Origin of the sequence: Mesorhizobium sp. ZC-5 (assembly GCF_025753855.1) — a bacterium.
Lineage (GTDB): Bacteria > Pseudomonadota > Alphaproteobacteria > Rhizobiales > Rhizobiaceae > Neomesorhizobium.
Genome location: NZ_JAOWPT010000022.1, coordinates 21441 through 38597, shown reverse-complemented (window position 1 = coordinate 38597; position 17157 = coordinate 21441). Strand labels below are relative to the sequence as shown.

Genomic DNA, 17157 nt, shown 5'->3' with positions numbered 1-17157 from the left:
AACGATACCAGCCGCCCGCTGCTGCAAGGCCCCAACCCGGAGCAGAAGATCGCCAGACTGTTGAGCGAGCGCAGGCCGTTTTATGCACAAGCCGATATCACCGTCGTCCCACCCCACCAGCAAGATAGAAAGAACGTCGATCCATGCGTGAGCGCCCTGCACGCCCACCTGTGCCCCGAGGCGGGCGACAACCGCGCAGGCACCCGCTAACATCAAGGGAGCGGCATGAAGCTGCCAATCATGCTCCCGGGTTCCCGCGCACACCGTCTGACGCTCAGGTCGGGGCTTTGGGTCCCGATCGCGTCGCTCCACGGTCGCAGCGGGCTCGCGCTCGGCCCCATTGGCTCACCGACGCCCATATTAACGCGGATTACTGGCTCCTGGACTAGGAATGGCAGGGTAATCGGCCGGTTGTTACCGCGGAGAGCTTGCTTCTGATCGTGGTCATGTCGGGGCCCATCAGAACGCCAGGCCGGGGCGCTGCGGACCCTGACCACTGCGCGTCCGGCCTGGCTTCAGCCTGTGACACCGCCTGTTTGAATAGGCCCAGACAATCACATGTTGCGCAAAAATCTCAACCTGTCGCTCGCGCTCGACGAAGGCCTACACCCGCGAAAGCAATCTGCAACCCCTGTCACGTGAGCGGAGTGCGTTGGCGGGATCGCCATAACCTGACCATCGCGCAGAAGCGTGATGCAGACGCTCAACGCGTATCGTCAGCTTGTGGTCAGCTTGCGGTCAGCAAGGCTGACTATCATTCCGCTGGAGTCACCCCCCACTCAGTGGAAAACTCTGCCGATAGGAACGCGAAGCATGCATAGCCGGATCAGTTGTTCATCCAATACCCAATCCGCGCGTGCAGGCGACGTTGACAACGCGAGATGGTCGGCGACCAGCTCTGCGCAAGCCGGTAGCGGCGGCCACGGCTTTGCCGAAATACTTGCAGTTATGCACTTAGAAGCACGGGAGTCCCGCGCTAGTTCTTCTTCAGCGGCGCCCCTGTCTTCTTCATCAGCGGCAACGCCATCGTATGCCCTCGTTCCCCGACCTCCTGTGGTGGAGATATCTCGCTCTTCATTCGAGAAAAAAGCGAAGGCCTTTTATGGCGATGAAATGGTGCATATCGCGTCGAAGCCACAAGAGTACTCGACTTCCCTTTCCTCCAAAGCCAGGCGAACGGTGGAAATTGCTGACCAATACGGCACCACCAGGTTTGATACAGAGCAGGCACGGTATTTCAGCTATCAATTGGGCAGCCAAAGTGTCGGGCTTCTTAGAACCGAAGGCGGAGATAGCATGGGTAATCTGTTCGAGGGGGAAAAGTGGCGAGAACTTTTTCCTGGGCGAACTGAGGTGACATCCATCGTAGATTTGCGGGTTACGCACCCGCTTGTCGAGAACGCAGGAGACATTCTGCTGGAGCATCAACTTCGACTCGACGGCGACAGACCATTGCTCAATTCTTGCCCCGCAAACCCACAAGCGAAAGAGCGCGCAATGGCGATGGGTTTTGTCGCGGTGGATGACTTTAACATGGTACTAGACCCCACCCAGCATCCCGATAAGTGGACGAAGAACAGTGACGGTGAATGGCAGCGTGCGGGCAAACCTGCCATGTACCTCTCCAAGGCGGACGATAGTGAAGGCAGCGATACCGAGAGTGTCGTAACCACGGCGGCGGATTCCTGCGACGATGACTTTATGTAGACCGCCGAATGGGATCTTATAGGAATTACGTCAAATAGACGAGACGTGAAAGTTCGGGGTACGAGCGTTCCGGGCGCTAGCACTGCTTTGGCAGATTTTTAGCTGATATGGATCTGCGGCAGTGCGGACACCGTGTTGGTGGCGGCTGCGCGAGAGCGCTGAGGATAGCCGGGCGCTCTCACGTTGTCTGCGTATAAACGCGCTGAAGCGGTGTGCTCTGTCAGCTGACCGCACTCGCGGCCTTCCACTCCGCCATTGCGTTCAGACGATGAAGATGGATCCTGAGTCGCTGAGCGTCTTGCGCGAGGTGGAATGAAGAGGTTGCGTATGGCGGGAACTGGGTGCCTCGGCGGCACGCCACGGATGCAATCGAGATATTGCAACTCTCAAAGCGAAACAGGACAAACCCCTCCGACAGGGACCGGAGGGGCAAGTCTTGGGAGGACGCGCGTCAACCTGCGTTCACCAACAGCGCGTCTTCCGAATAATGTCCAAGTGCAACGCCGGTGTGACACTCCGAACAAAAACCGCCAAAGCCGCTGCCGTGCGGTTTGGCGCGAGCGATATGCGTTCATTCCGCCGATCATAAGGTCGTACGTGTCAGCGAGCTATGGTCGCCGAAGGGGTTCTCCCTGCTCGTGATGTCCCCCACTCCATTGGGCGCAATCATACCGATTGCAGGTTACTCTGCAGCTCCTATGCTCTTGGCACCGAAGATATTCGAAGGTTCGAAACCTGGAGGAAGACAACTGGATCGGTTTGCTGGTTTTCCATCGACTCCGTCGACGAGGCGAAGGATGAGAGTGTTCCGGCATGCTCGCCACAGCGCATGGCTGTCAATCTGGCACCCCACAGTAACGGAGAAGCTCATAGTGAGACACCCGTCAGCACTGCTGACGATCGGCGACCTCGCGCATTGCCAGTCGCCACCCGCATAAGGGAGGCCAGCTTGACCGTGTGTGCTGCTTTGCGTGCGCTGGTCCCTGGCCTCGGCCTTCGCGATCTCAAGACAGCATGTCTGAACGCGGCTTGGGCATCGACGTGTCGCTTGTCCGCGAAACTGGTGATGCGCGGGAATATTTTTCCCCGCCACGAGGTCTTCGAATTTGGTACGCGTTATCGCGTTGATTGTTTCGTCGAAGATAGGTGATTTTCGCTCCTTGTAGGTCAAATGAGGCCCGTTAGAGGGGTCATTGAAGAAGCCTCATGTGTGGAGGCCCCAGCTTGCGCACAACCACCATTTTGTCGCAGCGCCGACTTTTCTGAAACTCGTCAGCTTCTCGAAAGCTGGCGCTCGTATCATCAAAACGTCACATGGCTTCGCCGTCTGTTGATGGCCATGCAAACGAAGATCAGAGGAGCGCCCGATGATTGGAATTGGAGGGGTTGGTGGCATTGGTGTTTCCTTGGCCCGAACGGGTCACGGAGGTGCTCATGGACCACGGCAGGACGCGCCCGCCGAGCATTCTAGCCAGAGTAAACCGGGTGACACGCGCGGTCATGGCGCAAGCGGCCATGAAGATGGTGCGGCCGTTTCCGGGAATGACTGGCAAGGTGCAGCTCAAAAGGAAGCCTTCGATGCGGCTCTCAGGTCGGTGGCAATTCAAATTGTGAACGACTCCATGGGTGATCTCGACGATGCTCTGGAGGAAACAGAAGAAGGTGCCTGACGCCGGATGGTCCGACGTCAGGAGACGCAAGCCGTCAATGGCGGCAATCTGAAACAGAAAGGTGAAGCAACATGGTTGGTAAAGTTGGTGCCGTAGCCGGCGCGGCCGCTGCAGTTGGAACGGATATAGCTGCAAAGGGCGCTGGTGAACTCGCTTTCCAGGCGCAAATCGCGCAGCTGACGGCTGTCAGCTTGGAGGCGACGCAGAGGAGCGTGACGATGCGCACTGTCACGACCGAACTCGGGTCAATCAAGAAGGTGGCCGACGAGCGGGTTCAGTGATGTTGGAAGTGGGCGCCCCGCATATGCCGTCCTGGCGGCGGTGCGCTGTATGAAGTCAAATGAGCCGCATGGCAGCTGCCGTGCGGCTCTCTCCTGTTCAGGAGATTATCGGTGAATGATGCCGCTTCCCTTCATTTCGAAGTGCTATCCGGACTTTATTCCGGACTGACCGGAAATTCCGCTTCTGGAGCGAACCTGATCGGCAGTGGCCTCGATGCCGATATGGTCTTCGTCGAGCAACGACTCGAGCCGCATCATTTTCGCATCAGTTTTCTTCGCAATTCTATCGAGGCTGAGGTCGAGGCCGTTGCGGCCGGAATCAGCATCGAGGGGCGCGACGATATTGCCGCAGGCGAGCGCGTTGTCGTTCCTCTTCCTGTGGTCATTCATGCGGGCACGATGTCCATTCTCTGGTCGGCACCGGATGCAGCACAACCCGGTTCGATTGGCATACCGCGCCTTTCAATTCCGCTGCTCGCCATACTGATAGTCGGCTTGCTCGGGGTCGGCATTCTCTCAACCATTTTCTTCAACTACGGCAGCGCCGATGCATTGAGCACCAATTCACCCGACGCCGAGCCTGCACCCGAGCCAACCATCAACCACCCTGATGGTCAAGCCGCCCAGGCGGCGGCACAGGCGCTGCAGCAGGAAGTTGAAAGAGCGGGCCTGCTCAATATAAAAATCGCCTCCGCAAACGGTGTTGTGACCGCCAACGGAACAGTTATTCCTGCCTTGGTCGCCAGATGGCAGAAGGTCCAGCAGTGGTTCGATCATCGTACGAATGGTGAGCTGACACTGGTGAGCGGAGTGGCTATCAAAGAGGAGAAGGCGCCATCTTCAATCGCCGTTGAAGCTGTTTGGCGTGGAGTCCTGCCGTACGTCCTGATCGGTGGCCAAAAGTATTTCGTCGGTGCCCTCCTAGATGATGGATGGATTATCGATCGAATCGAGGAGAGTCGTGTGCTGCTGAGCCGAAATGGCCAGTTTGCTGCTCTCCCCTATTAAAGTCTCCAATTCGGAGACCTTATTTTCGCAGGCCTATTAAGGAAGATGTCATGGTCAAGCTGCCTAGCCACCCTGTCGGGCCCGGCACCTCTCCACAAAGGTTCAACATCGATGACCGTGAATCAACAATAGAGCCTGCCATCCGTCAAGCGATTGACAAGCAGATCAATGGTGCTCATTCAAATGGCGACAAGAAGCACGCGTCGATTGGGCGGGAAACGCACACGCGGGATCTTCCGCTGGCGATCAACGGTGTGCCGGAGGTTGGTGGTGTCGACGCAATCACGCGCGTCAGTCCTAACGAATTGCGCGCCCGGATCAACGTGGTCAACCCACGCGCGGAATTGGTCCCCCTTGATGGCCACAATCTCGCACAAGAGCAACTCTCCTTCGTCACGCCACGGCTGCGTTATCCGGACGTGCTGCGCGCGGAGAAGCATTGTGTTCTTCTGCAAGGCTTGGTTGACACGCTGGCGGCCGCTCCTGAGGATTTGGTGTCGCGTGACGGCGTTGCCGTCCTGAAAGACGAGTTGCAGCGGCTGATCCTGCTCCGGCAGAACCGGAACAGCTTGATCGAGGGCTAGCGATGTCAGTCGAACGAAGCACACTCCCGCCAATAGACGTTTCCAAAACCGGTGATGTCTTGATCTCCGAGCAGGCGCGCGATTTGCTCTGTGCACTTTCCTATGTTCACCTTGCATGTGGGCAGAGCGCACATAGCTTGGCTCTGTTGCGGCTTGCCGCTCACGCCAATTCTCAAGAGGTCGATCTGCTGCGCATTCTCGCGTACGCCCTCATCTCGGAGGGTCTTGGCGATGAAGCACTAACGATCCTGGATAGACTGGACATACTTGATGAGCAGCCGTCTTCGCGCCTCCCTTTGACTCTCATGCGTAGCCATGCCCTGCGGCGGGCCGGCCGGATGGAAGAGGCGCGCGCGGTTTTCCAAAGCTACGTCTCACTGCGTGGCAGCACAGTTCTTGTCGAACAGTCATAAGAATGGTCCCCATAACCAACGTCCTGCGTAACTTCATCTCGCGAGCGCCGGCCAACCCGGACTTGATGGTCGCGTTGATACTGCTTCTGGCGATCGGAATGATGATCATTCCGATCCCGATTGTAGCGATCGACACGCTGATCGGATTCAATCTGGGATTCGCCATACTGCTGCTGATGGTTGCGCTGTACGTGGCCACGCCAATTGATTTTTCCTCCTTGCCGGGCGTCATTTTGATTTCCACGGTATTCCGTCTGGCGCTCACCATCGCAACGACGCGATTAATTCTGGCTGAGGGGGAGGCCGGCAGCATCATCTACACGTTCGGCGATTTCGTCATATCTGGCAATATCGCCGTAGGCGTTGTCATATTCCTGGTCGTGACCATGGTGCAGTTCATGGTCCTCGCCAAGGGCGCCGAACGCGTGGCAGAAGTGGCGGCGCGCTTCACGCTCGACGCTCTGCCGGGCAAGCAAATGGCGATCGATGCGGAGCTACGGAACGGCCATATCGATCAGAACGAATCTCGCCGGCGGCGCGCCGCATTGGAGAGAGAAAGCCAACTTTATGGCGCCATGGACGGGGCCATGAAATTCGTGAAGGGCGATGCCATCGCCGGGCTGGTGGTCATCTGCATCAACATGCTGGGTGGTATCTCCATCGGCCTTCTCTCGAAGGGCATGTCCTTTAGCGATGTACTGCATCAATATACTCTACTGACGATCGGTGATGCGTTGATCTCGCAGATTCCGGCGCTGCTGCTCTCAATTACAGCGGCGACCATGGTCACTCGTGTCAGTGGGGGGGCGGGACTCAATCTTGGTGCCGACATAGTCAACCAGCTGACCGCCAGTAAGCGAGCGTTGCGGCTGGCGGCCTGCGTCCTGGTTGTGATGGGTTTTGTTCCTGGCTTTCCGCTGCTCGTCTTTCTCGTCCTGGCCGCGGTCTTCGCGGCGGCAAGCTTTGTCAGCGGTGATCTCCAAGGCGCCGACAAGGTCATTTCCACAACGACAGGTCCAGCGCAGCCTGACACCGAAGCCGCACCTGCGGAGGCACGTCCGATCGCGTTATTCCTTGCGCCTAGCCTGACACAGGCTCTCGACAAGGACGAATTGCAACAGCACATCGCACGCGTTTCGGGACTGGTCTCTGCTGATCTCGGCATAATCGTCCCCCCCATCCGTTTCACGGCCGACCAGCAGTTGCCCGAGTCGGAATTCCGGATAGATGTTGAGGGCGTGCCGGTTGAACAGGGTTTGATTGATCCGACGCAGCTCGCGCTTACCGACGATCTGGCGAACATTGAATTGAGTGACATCCCGTTTCGGCATGACCCAGAGACGGACAGGATTTGGATCGAACAAAGCCATGCACCGGCTCTCAATGCCGCCGGTATCGGGCATCACCGTCCTAGTGAACTCCTCGCCTTGCGCGTCCATGCGACGCTAATGCGCTATGCACAACGCTTGGTGGGTATCCAGGAGACGCGCGAATTGCTTGGTCGAATGGAGAAGGAATATTCCGAGCTGGTGAAGGAGGTGCTACGCACGACGCCGATCCCCCGGATTGCCGATGTGCTGCGCCGCCTGCTGGATGAGGGCATCCCGATCCGTAACACACGGCTGGTCCTGGAGGCTTTGTCCGAATGGAGCGAACGTGAGCAAAACGTTGCGCTTCTCACGGAATATGTTCGCTCCGGTCTGAAACGGCAGATCTGCCACCGCTATGCGAATGCCCAGCGTATTGTGCCTGCCTTCATCATCGAACGTGAAACTGAGGATGTGGTGCGCGGTGCGATACGCGATTCGGCCGTCGGGCCGTACCTGGTACTCGAGGATTGGCAAAGCGAGATGCTGGTGTCGCAAATGCGTCAGATCCAGTCGAGCATAGCGCCAGGGCAGACCAGCGCCGTCATATTGGCTTCAATGGATGTCCGACGCTTCGTCCGTGGTTTTCTCACCCGCAACGGCATCGATCTCGCTGTGTTGTCTTATCAGGACCTCGCCTCCGACTTTACGATTCAGCCCATTGGATCCGTCAAGCTCATGGCTGAACCGAATAAAGTAATGTCAGACGAACGTCGTAACCCGCGCGCTTCGGCCAGCTGACAAGAACAAAGGACGCGATCACAGGTGAGAATAGCATGAAGTCATACCAAAATTTACACGCAATACGGCTGCGGTCATTTCGTCTGGCCTCGATTGTCTTCGCTATACTCACCATAGTGCCTCTCAGCGCTTGCTCAAGCTGGAATAAGTCAGGTCTGTCAGTGAAGGAGGCGGCGCCGCCGGATTTGCTCGGTGCCAAGGATATCGATCCGGCTATGCGCGAACGCATTGCGCGCGCTGTTGGTCCAGATACTGACGAGCGAGCTTTGCAGGATGAGCTGAAGCAGCAACCGGGCAATGTCGATGCGGCGATCCGTCTTACGAAGGCCCTGGTGGCGCAGAAACGCGAGAGTGAGGCGCTTCAGATACTCGACAACGTCCTGCTTGCGGCACCAAATAATTTGCGCGCATTGAACGCGAAGGGAGTTGTCTTCGATCTTGAGGGCCGGCACGACGCGGCACAAGCACTATACCGGCAAGCCCTCAAAACAGAACCAGGAAATCAGATGTTGCGTAACAATCTCAACCTGTCGCTCGCGCTTGACGGGACGGCCGAACCGAGTGCGTCAGCCCGAACGCTATAGCTTGGCATTGGCTCGGAACCGTACCGCACACGACTAACAACTTCGCAGCAGCTTGTCATCAGCCCCTGTCGCCCCGCAGTGCCTCACGACACCGAACTCAGTGCGAACAAGCTTCGTCGAAAGGAATGCAAATTGCTCTCCCAAATGGGTTGGGTAGCTCGGCATCAGGGTGGTGCGTTCAGGATGAAAGTTCATTTGAGACTAACATCGAGTGTTCCTTCCACGACATCGAAGGATCTTTCGGCCGGGCGAACGCGGTGGAGCGGTATGGAAAAGGGCCCTTTGGCCGGCGTTTTGGTCGACCGGTTCGAAAGGATGCCGCGGCAGCTCCAGCTGGCTGCCCGATTTGTGTTGGATCATCCGCAGGACGTTGCGTTGATGTCGATGCGCGAGCAGGCGCATTTGGCGGGTGTGTCCCACACGACCATGATGAGGCTGGCGCGATGGGTCGGCCTGGACGGCTACGAGGACATGCGCAGCCTTTATGCAAAGGCGATCCGCACGTCTGCGGAGCCGGCGCTGCCGGGGCGTCGGGAAGATGGTGATGGCGGTTGCTCGATGGTTGGAGTCGTCGCGGCCACGCTGACAGCGCAAATCGCAAGGCTCGGGGAAGTCGAGAACGCGATGCAGCTGATGGCTGCTGCGAGTGTCCTTGCGGCGAGCCGAAACCTGTTCAGCCTTGGGCTTCGCGGAGAGTATCCGGTGGCGCAGCATTTTGCCTACACGCTGTCGCGGCTTGGCCGGCAGGCGGTCGTTCTCGATGCGGCCGGGGGTCTCGGTATCGATGCCTTGCGAGGGGCTGGCAAAGGCGACGCAGTGCTGGCGGTAGGGATTGAGCCCTACTGTCGTGCAACCATCGAAACGGTGAGGCATGCAGCGCGCCAAGGCATAGCTGTCGTTGCCATCACCGACAGCAGGGTATCCCCGCTCGCCAGTACGGCCAAGGAAAGCGTTATTGTAACCAGCAGCTCTCAATCCTTCTTCAAAAGTATCGCACCGGCTGTGGCCGCAAGCGAGATCCTGGCAGCGTTGATCGCTGTCAAATCCGGGATGAATGTCGATGAGGTCGTGAAAGACACTGAGCGCCAGCTTGCGGAGCTAGATGTATTTTGGAAACCGACCCGACAGCGGGCAGGGGCGGGGGAATCGCCAGCCAAACGGTTGGAATCAGGATGAGCGCGTTTCCGGAGGCCCTATCAAGGAGGTTCGCAATTCGATGGCGTAGATCATTATTCGCTTTGCGTGGAGCCTGCCACAAGGACGGTTCCCTACTCCCTTTCGGCAATTGGGCGAACTTGCCTGGAGATGACACGGCGCTCAGGCATGGATGTGATCAACGCACCGACAATGATGGCCAATGCCGCAAGCATTCCTGTACCTGTGAGCCATTCGCCGAAGAAAACGGCTGCGAAGAGGGCGGAAAAGAACAGCTCGCTCGATTCGATGACTTGCGTCTTGTAAGCCTCGATATGCTGAACAGCGCGAATTGTGCAGTAGAATCCGCAGATCGAGGGGAGAATCCCGAGCGCTAGCAAAGTTGCAAAGGTGTTCGCTGACGGCATTGGCGCGCCGCTCCAGGCATAGGAAACAGCGAGCATCAAGCGGCTTGGTAGTAAAAAGTACCAAAGCCGGGACAGGCCACTGAAAAGACATCGCTTTCGGTGCGCCAAGATCCCGCCCGACCCCCATGGCGTCTCCGGGCACAAGCGTGGCCATCCAGAGACTCATATGACAGCACTGACCTAAAACGCAACGCCTCGGCGAGGCCGTCGGCCGTTTCGCTGTCCGCAACGTTACCTGAACCCGAGCGTGGCCTTCCGTTGACCGCCACGGTGTCGCGCCGTTGTTGCCTGTGCCGGGACTGGAAAACACTGCTCCCCCATCGAGGGGGAGCGCATTGAGCCATGGAGGCACCCGGCCTTTGGGTTGTCGTCTGGACTTCGCACCGCTCAATCCGGACGGCGACTGAGCCGCGTATTTTCAAGCGTCCGGACGGGATCGGGGCACGCATGACCGTGCAGACAGGATAGATCGACTCACTCACGAGGCTCGGTGGCGGTTGCTACCCAATCACTCGCGGGGCGCTGTCCCGCCATGGGGGATAGAAACGCTGTGCTAGAGTGGCGGTAGAGGGGAGCGGCCATCAGCGTTTTGGTGGTGTCTAACCGCGTCACCTAACATGGCCCATAGGCTGCTGCGCACTTGAAAGTGGAGACGCCGTTTTTCGGCGATCCCGTTTAGGAATTTGATCGTTTGGCACAGCCTAGCCCCTCCATTCGTCAACCGAATAGGAGAGCCTTCCATATCTCGAACAAGGAAGTCTCGCAGCAGGCATGATATTTCAGCTACACACCCACCGCTCCTCTAGTCGGTTCGCGGGGTTTGCATGGTTGAGGTTCCTTTCATTGCTCCTCCGTGCGGCGTCTACCCGCAACCCATGCCGTGTCTGAAACTGGACGAGAATGTCGAAAGCCAGACCCCAAAGGGTGGCACGGGGCCGGGCCGCTCGTACGCAGAAGTCGTGCAGCGCCGTCAGTGCGCCAATCCGGCACGCAACTTGCCTCGATGGTTTTGTCACACGGCACGTCAGAAGGCCTCACGGAGTTCAGCGGTGATACAACAGCCTCTCAAAATCAGTGCGTATAAGACGGCGCGGTCCCTCAAGGACCTGAAGACGACGTGGTTGCCCTTGCCGCTTGAATTCGCGACCGGTCTCATCCGCGCCGGTGCGCAGATCGGCTGCACCTCGCAACAGAACCTCATCGCGCCTGAGCGGGAATTTTACCACCCGTCGGCAATCGACTTCATGACCGGCCGTGCAGTCTCAATCGAGCGCAGGTACACCTGACGTTCAGGAGAAACCGAATGACGACAAACCTGGTTCCAGATCATGTCCCGCCCGAAATGGTGAGGGACTTCAGCCTGTTTACGTCACCAGGCATGTCACCGACGCCCAACGGGGATCCGCATGCAGCTGTCGCTTGCGCCCATGACGGGCCGCCGATCTTTTATTCCCCCTACAACACGCAAGATGGCCGGGGGACCTGGGTCATCACCCGCGCCGCAGACCAGCGCAAGGTGCTGCAGGACACTGAAACCTTTTCCAGCCATCGCAGCATCTTCTCCTCCGTGCTAGGCGAAACCTGGCCGACGATCCCGCTTGAACTGGATCCGCCGGCCCATGGCGTCTTTCGCTCACTGCTCAGTCCGCTGCTTTCGCCAAAGCGGGTGAGGGTGTTGGAGCCGGCTGTCCGCGAGCGAGCGGTCACGCTGATCGATAGTATCGCCGCATCGGGCACAAGTTGCGATGTCATGAAGGAGTTTGCCTTTCCTTTCACGGTCAGCATCTTCCTTCGCTTTTTGGGGTTGCCGGATCACCGGCTCGACACATTTGTTGGATGGGCGAAAGACCTGCTCCACGGCGACGGTGTGAAACGACCTGTGGCTGCCCGGACGATTGTGACGTTCATCGATGAACTTGCAACCAATCGCCGCAAGGAGCCGGTAGACGATCTCATGACCTTCATCGTGCAGGCACAGGTCGAGGGCCGCCGGCTGACCGACGAGGAGATCCGTGGCATCGGCGTGCTTGTGTTCGTCGCGGGACTTGACACGGTCGCAGCAGCGATAGGCTTTGACCTGGCTTATCTCGCACGCAACCTCAAGGATCAGGAACTGCTGCGCAGCGAACCGGACCGGATCGCGCTCGCAGCCGAAGAGTTGCTGCGCGCCTATCCGCCCATTCAGTTGATCCGCGTTGCAACAAAAGATATCGACTTCGAAGGCGCGCCGATCCGTAAGGGGGACTATGTTTCCTGCGCCACGATGATTGCCAATCGTGACCCGGCGGAATTTGGTTGCCCAAACACGATCGATCTGGCGCGAGAGGACAACCGCCACGCCGCCTTTGGCTATGGTCCCCACCGTTGCCTTGGCTCACACCTGGCCCGGCGGGAGATTATCATCGGCCTGGAGGAGTGGCTGGCGCGCATACCGGCCTTCCGGATCAAGAAGGGCACGGCACCCATCACCTGCGGCGGCCATGTGTTCGGGATCGAAAATCTGATCCTGGACTGGTCCTGACCAAGCCCCGCCCCGAGCCGGGGGCACAGACAATGGAGGCAGCGGCATGCGTATCATCGTCCAAAATTCCAAATGCCAGGGTCACGCGCGATGCGCGGCGCAAGCGCCGGATATCTTCAAGCTTGATGAAGATGGTTACATCCTGTCCGGTGACATTGAAGTTGCGGAAGGCCAGGAACTGCTTGCATCGCGAGGCGCGCGATCCTGCCCCGAACGTGCGCTGGAACTCGGCCGCGCCCTGGCTGCTCGGGTTGAATCGGACGTCATTCAACCGAGAGCCTGGCGCGCTTGAAGGGGGACCATGTGACCGCACACGGAAGAAAGGGTGGCACGCGGCCTCTGTCCCATCACTGTCCTCATCCAACTGTGCAGGCGGCAGCTCCGGCATCGAGAGGTGAGCCCCACGATGCGCAAACGGCCGGGCGAGGTTCGCGAAACACGTTTTCCAATCACAGAATGAGTGACAGAGCCGATGGGCCAGACGAAAATTACCGAACTACTCCACCGTGAGGCGATCCGCGACTGCCTCTATCGGTATTGCCGCGGGATAGACCGCGCGGATGAGGCGGCGCTGCGCAGCGCGTACTGGCCCGATGCACATGACAATCACGGGGCCTATTGCGGCTCGGCAGAGGGCTTCATCCAGTTTGCGCTCGGTGTCTTCAAGACCGGACCGCGCAACATCCATCAGATCACGAACATCCTGATCGAATTTATTGGCTCGGCAGAGGCGGCCGTCGAGAGCTATTTTACCGGGCTGCAACGCGCACCGGACGAAAGCGGAGAAGTGCGCCAGACGCTCCTATGCGGCCGTTACTGCGATCTGTTTCAGAAGAGGGAAGGAGAGTGGCGCATTGCCGAACGGACAGTGGTCTACGATTGGCTCGAGGAGCAGATCCCACCAGCGGTCCTTGAGGCAGAACGGTTCGGCCCTCGACAGCCGATTGGAGCACCACATCCGGATGATCCGGTCTACAAGCTCGGGAAGCGTCGCATTCCTTCTCGCCATGATGCCTTCAAAGGTTCGAACGCCGCACCGCCGGGGGGAACAACAGACTACGACAATTTTGCAAGGCCACACCGATCCCTGTGCAAGCCTGGCCGATGACGATACGTCCGACAGCATGCCTTTCTGCCCGCGACGGCGTGATCGTGACAGCGTTCTGTCCACACCATGAGCCCGGCCCCGACGCTTGTGTTATCGATGTGCGGGACCTCGGCAGCGTCGCCCATCGAGGCCAGCCCTATCCTCGTCCCTCACCAGGTTCGGCTGCCAAATCGGGAGTGGGCCGCTGCCGGAACGCACGTCGTCTATCCGGGCCTGCAACTGGCCGTCATCAGGACGTGCTGCTTACCCGCGACGCATCATTTGCCGCCCAACGTTGATGGGCTGAGATCGCTGGGGTTCGTCGCGGAGAAATTCTCATGAAGCAGGCAGGACGCATTGTCGTCATTACGGGCGCCGCGGGCGGGATCGGCCGTGCTCTGGTCGATATTCATGCCAGGGATGGAGACACTGTTGTTGCGGTGGACCTTCCTGGCAGCGGCGTCGTTGAACTGGCCCGTCGTCTCGGCCACCCGCATTTCGGCATCGAATGCGATGTCTCGCGAGAGGAGGATATCCTCGCGCTTTACGGCCGGATCGAAGCACAGTTCGCGCGGATCGGCGTCCTTATCAACAACGCAGCGACGGGACCCACCATGGCTGCGACGGTCGACACTGGTGTTGACGCCTTCCGGCTCGGCCTGGCAGTAAACTTGATTGGACCGTTCGTCATGGCCCGCGAAGCGGCGAGGCGCATGAGTCCGGGCGGCGCCATCGTCAACGTCGCTTCGATGTCGGGCTTGGTCGCCAATCCCAAGCGCAACGCTTACGCAGCCTCGAAAGCGGGGCTGATCTCGTTGACCAAGTCGCTTGCATGCGAGTGGGCTTCTCGCGACATTCGCGTGACGGCGGTAGCGCCGGGCTACGTGCGCACGCCGATGTTGGCAAAACTGGAACGCGTGGGCAAGATGGACCTGGCGGCAGTGCGGCGCCGGGTGCCGATGGGGCGCTTGGCGCGCCCGGACGAGATTGCCCTCGCGGTGCGTTTTCTGACCAGCCCGCAGGCGCGCTACATCACCGGATCCGTGCTGGCGGTCGACGGCGGCTGGGTGCAATTCAACCAGCCGGGGGATGCGCACCCGCCGGTGGATGGGACGCCCCTGGCCGAACTCTGCCGTCCGGCCGAACGCACCGACGCGCGGATCGTGCTCGTCACGGGTGGCGCAAACGGCATAGGGGCGGCGGTCGTTCGCCGCTTTGCCGCGAACGGCGATACCGTCGTGATTGCTGATAAAGATGGCGCTGCAGCGGCAGAGCTCGCTGCAGCGCTCGACGGCGAGAACCCGGCCAAATCCGTGGACGTGACCGTCGAGAGCGAGGTGGTGGCGCTGTTCGAGGAGGTGCGAGGACGCTTCGAGCGCATCGATGTCCTCGTCAACGGTGCTGCGGTCACCGACACCTCGTTGTCGGGAACCCAACAGATACCGCAACAGATCGAACACGTCCTTGACGTCAATCTAATCGGCGCCTTCACCTGTATGCGCGAGGCAATCAAGGCGATGTGCCCTGGCGGCGTGATCCTCAACCTTGGATCGATCAACAGCTTTCTGCCAGTGGCGTCGCGCCATGCCTACGGCGCCTCCAAGGCGGGGTTGGACATTCTGACCCGATGCATGGCGGCCGAACTCGGGCCGGTCGGCATTCGGACTGCAACCGTCGCTCCTGGCTACATCCGCACGGCCGGGGTTGCTCAGTTGGCGAAGGTCGGCCGCATCGACGCGAGAGCGATCAGACGACGCATCCCGATGGGGAGGATGGGACAGCCGGAAGACGTCGCTGAGGCGGCGTTCTTCCTGGCCTCGTCTGACGCCTCATACGTCAACGGCTCCATCCTCTACGTCGACGGCGGCTGGACCTCGTTCGGCGATGCGGGAAACGCCAGCGAACTCGATAGCGAGTATTTAGCGGAGGCCGCGCGTTGATTGTCGACTTTTCGCCAAGCCATGGGCTGCGGCTCATCGAAGCGAAGGACGTCCAGGCTAAAGGCCCCGGCAGCGTGCCGCCGCACTGCCTGCGATCGAAGATGTCATCTTCGGCGATGACGAAAAGGTCCCCACCGGTCGAAGCAGCTCAACCGCTCCGCGCGCGCCTGCAACCGCCGAATGGCGCGCGGTTTGCCGCAGGACCACGCCGACGCGAAGGGCTGGATCGACATCGCGGCCAACGCCTGATGCGCATGCCCAGCGCATCCTCCGATCGGCAAACTCCCTTTGTAAGACAAGGACACACCATGGAATTCGCGACCTTCATCCTGGCCGCCCAGCGCGGCTATCATCAATCGTGCGACAGCGTCATCCGCAACTCCATCGAACAGACCGTCGTTTCCGAGCAGGCAGGCTTCGGTACCGCGTGGTTCGCGGAGCACCACTTCAACAACTACAGCCTGATTCCCTCGCCCTTGATGATGGTGGCGCACTGCGCCGGCGTGACGAGCACCATTCGCCTGGGCACTGCTGTGTGCGTGCTACCGCTCTATCAACCGCAACGCCTGCTTTCCGAGATCGGCTTCGCCGACATCGTCGCGAACGGCCGTCTCGAGCTCGGCGTCGGCTCGGGATACCAGCAATTCGAGTTCGAGCGCTTCGGCGTGAATATTGAGGAGGCGCCGGCCCTCTTTTCGGAACACTTGGACATCCTTCTGAAGGGCCTCAACCAAGACATCTTCGAGCACAACGGCCAGTATCAGAACATACCCCCGACGGCGATTTCGGTGCGCACCGTCCAGAAGCCGACCCCGCCGATCTGGATCGCCAGCGGGCCAGCACGCATAGGCCGGGCCTATCGCGAAGGACACAATTTCTTTGTCACAGCATTCCACAACGGCTTGGAGACCTTGAGCGCGCTGCGCGAAACAATCGAGAAGACGGCGGCTTGCGAAGGCAAGAATGTCACGGACGCCAAGTTATCTCTGCTGCGTTGCTGCTATGCCAGCGACGACGAGGCCGAGATCAACAGCTATCTCGACAATGCCCGCTTCCAGCGCCGGCTGTCCGAAGCACTGCATCAGCGCCGCCAGCAGAGCCTGGACGGTTATCTCCTGCAGGAAACGCCCACGCAGCAGGATCTCTCATTCGAAACTCTGCGCCAGAACCTGCCGATCGGCAGCGTGAATCGCGTGATTGATCGCCTGCTGGAAGAAATCGATATCTTGAAACCGGACCAGATCGCTATTCAGACCCAATTGGGGGATTTCGACCAGAAGACGATGCTGCGGCAGATCGAGCTTTGGGGCGACAAGATCATTCCAGCGATCAACAAGTCGCTCGCGCATGCCGGCGGTTGACCGCAACGGCTTGAACTCTCACCTCTGCTGCTTGATCGTTTCAAAGCGCGGTCAACACCAGGGCACGGAGCGTCTGGGGGTCGCTGCTCGCGATAGACTCGGGGTCGAAGTCAGAAAGGGAATTCAAACGAATGCGGTGCCCAGCCTCCGTCGACTGTTCCCTGGCCCCTAGCCGCAGGCGGCGTTTGGCATGCCGCTCGCACGGCGAGGATGCCGGCTTCAGCAAAGCGTTCGCACGACGGGTACTCAGCAAGGGCGAGAGAGTTCGGTGCGTCGGAGAATTCCCGATGCATAGCGCTTTCGTCACCCGCGACGGCTCCAGACGAATGCC

The 17157-nt window shown here is 59.4% G+C and carries 17 protein-coding genes; 16 read left to right on the top strand and 1 reads right to left on the bottom strand.

What is annotated here, in order from left to right; all coding sequences use genetic code 11:
• From OHD58_RS29445 to OHD58_RS29400, 10 genes are all read left to right on the top strand, one after another.
• Nucleotides 1-210 (top strand): shikimate kinase (locus tag OHD58_RS29445; RefSeq protein WP_318528307.1); only part of this gene is annotated, 210 nt, incomplete at its 5' end.
• 483 nt (nucleotides 211-693) lie between these two features.
• On the top strand, nucleotides 694-1707 hold the full coding sequence (locus tag OHD58_RS29440) for an Effector protein NopP (protein ID WP_263807160.1): 1014 nt from the start codon (nucleotides 694-696) through the stop codon (nucleotides 1705-1707).
• Between the two features lie 1367 nt (nucleotides 1708-3074).
• Nucleotides 3075-3377, top strand: a complete 303-nt coding sequence (locus tag OHD58_RS29435) for a nodulation protein NopC (RefSeq protein WP_263791826.1) — start codon at nucleotides 3075-3077, stop codon at nucleotides 3375-3377.
• 71 nt (nucleotides 3378-3448) lie between these two features.
• Nucleotides 3449-3658, top strand: coding sequence for a hypothetical protein (locus OHD58_RS29430; protein ID WP_006199585.1), 210 nt, complete (start codon nucleotides 3449-3451; stop codon nucleotides 3656-3658).
• Between the two features lie 111 nt (nucleotides 3659-3769).
• Nucleotides 3770-4666 carry an FHA domain-containing protein gene (locus OHD58_RS29425; protein ID WP_263807159.1) on the top strand — a complete coding sequence of 299 codons (897 nt, stop codon included), beginning with the start codon at nucleotides 3770-3772 and terminating at the stop codon, nucleotides 4664-4666.
• 50 nt (nucleotides 4667-4716) lie between these two features.
• The gene (locus tag OHD58_RS29420; protein ID WP_263807158.1) at nucleotides 4717-5250 is read left to right on the top strand and encodes a hypothetical protein; all 534 of its coding nucleotides are present in this window, start codon (nucleotides 4717-4719) and stop codon (nucleotides 5248-5250) included.
• Between the two features lie 2 nt (nucleotides 5251-5252).
• Complete coding sequence (locus OHD58_RS29415) at nucleotides 5253-5663, top strand: tetratricopeptide repeat protein (RefSeq protein WP_263791831.1); 411 nt, start codon at nucleotides 5253-5255, stop codon at nucleotides 5661-5663.
• A gap of 11 nt (nucleotides 5664-5674) precedes the next feature.
• The gene (gene sctV, locus OHD58_RS29410; RefSeq protein ID WP_263807163.1) at nucleotides 5675-7771 is read left to right on the top strand and encodes a type III secretion system export apparatus subunit SctV; all 2097 of its coding nucleotides are present in this window, start codon (nucleotides 5675-5677) and stop codon (nucleotides 7769-7771) included.
• A 35-nt stretch (nucleotides 7772-7806) separates the two neighbouring features.
• Nucleotides 7807-8355 (top strand): tetratricopeptide repeat protein, encoded by a 549-nt coding sequence (locus OHD58_RS29405; RefSeq protein WP_263807157.1) that lies wholly within the window; start codon nucleotides 7807-7809, stop codon nucleotides 8353-8355.
• A 267-nt stretch (nucleotides 8356-8622) separates the two neighbouring features.
• On the top strand, nucleotides 8623-9531 hold the full coding sequence (locus tag OHD58_RS29400; RefSeq protein ID WP_263807156.1) for a MurR/RpiR family transcriptional regulator: 909 nt from the start codon (nucleotides 8623-8625) through the stop codon (nucleotides 9529-9531).
• Nucleotides 9532-9623: 92 nt separating this feature from the next.
• Here the strand turns inward: OHD58_RS29400 and OHD58_RS29395 are convergent, their stop codons facing one another.
• A complete protein-coding gene (locus OHD58_RS29395) occupies nucleotides 9624-10061 on the bottom strand; it encodes a DMT family transporter (protein WP_263807155.1) in 438 nt (145 codons plus the stop codon).
• Between the two features lie 680 nt (nucleotides 10062-10741).
• Between OHD58_RS29395 and OHD58_RS29390 the strand changes: the two genes are divergently transcribed.
• The 6 genes from OHD58_RS29390 to OHD58_RS29365 all read left to right on the top strand — a co-directional run bounded on the left by OHD58_RS29390 (nucleotide 10742) and on the right by OHD58_RS29365 (nucleotide 16826).
• Nucleotides 10742-11203 carry a hypothetical protein gene (locus OHD58_RS29390; protein ID WP_263791837.1) on the top strand — a complete coding sequence of 154 codons (462 nt, stop codon included), beginning with the start codon at nucleotides 10742-10744 and terminating at the stop codon, nucleotides 11201-11203.
• A 17-nt stretch (nucleotides 11204-11220) separates the two neighbouring features.
• A complete protein-coding gene (locus OHD58_RS29385) occupies nucleotides 11221-12438 on the top strand; it encodes a cytochrome P450 (RefSeq protein WP_263807154.1) in 1218 nt (405 codons plus the stop codon).
• Between the two features lie 46 nt (nucleotides 12439-12484).
• Nucleotides 12485-12730, top strand: a complete 246-nt coding sequence (locus OHD58_RS29380; RefSeq protein WP_263807153.1) for a ferredoxin — start codon at nucleotides 12485-12487, stop codon at nucleotides 12728-12730.
• Nucleotides 12731-12910: 180 nt separating this feature from the next.
• Nucleotides 12911-13546, top strand: a complete 636-nt coding sequence (locus OHD58_RS29375) for a nuclear transport factor 2 family protein (protein WP_263807152.1) — start codon at nucleotides 12911-12913, stop codon at nucleotides 13544-13546.
• Nucleotides 13547-13863: 317 nt separating this feature from the next.
• On the top strand, nucleotides 13864-15465 hold the full coding sequence (locus OHD58_RS29370) for an SDR family oxidoreductase (RefSeq protein ID WP_263807151.1): 1602 nt from the start codon (nucleotides 13864-13866) through the stop codon (nucleotides 15463-15465).
• A 308-nt stretch (nucleotides 15466-15773) separates the two neighbouring features.
• On the top strand, nucleotides 15774-16826 hold the full coding sequence (locus tag OHD58_RS29365) for an LLM class flavin-dependent oxidoreductase (RefSeq protein WP_263807162.1): 1053 nt from the start codon (nucleotides 15774-15776) through the stop codon (nucleotides 16824-16826).
• Nucleotides 16827-17157 lie beyond the last annotated feature (331 nt).